This is a genomic window from Chitinophaga sp. GbtcB8 (genome assembly GCF_019091455.1).
GTDB lineage: Bacteria > Bacteroidota > Bacteroidia > Chitinophagales > Chitinophagaceae > Chitinophaga.
Genome location: NZ_JAGXJN010000231.1, coordinates 1 through 257 on the forward strand (window position 1 = coordinate 1; position 257 = coordinate 257).

Sequence of the window (257 nt, forward strand, 5' to 3'; positions counted from 1 at the left end):
CGGCATGTGTTCCAGCCCCAGATCTTTCTTTTCCAGGCCGGTTTCCAGCATTTCCTGCAGCCCATCGTTCGAGATGCGGTCTGCCGTATTTATGCTGCTGCGCTGAATAGTATGTGACGCCTGCAGGTATTTTTCGTAAAAGCTATGCTCTTTTGCCAGGAAGGGTGCGGAAATATCATTTGGCAGCTGGACATCATAGCGGTGGTCACCGGCAAAGGTGGCATCCAGCGGAAAAAGCTGCTGGTATTCCTGCTGAT

Annotated in this window: 1 pseudogene; it reads right to left on the reverse strand. The window is 51.8% G+C overall.

The features are described from left to right. A pseudogene (locus tag KVT36_RS31810) lies at window positions 1-257 on the reverse strand (DUF885 domain-containing protein); the annotation flags it as partial.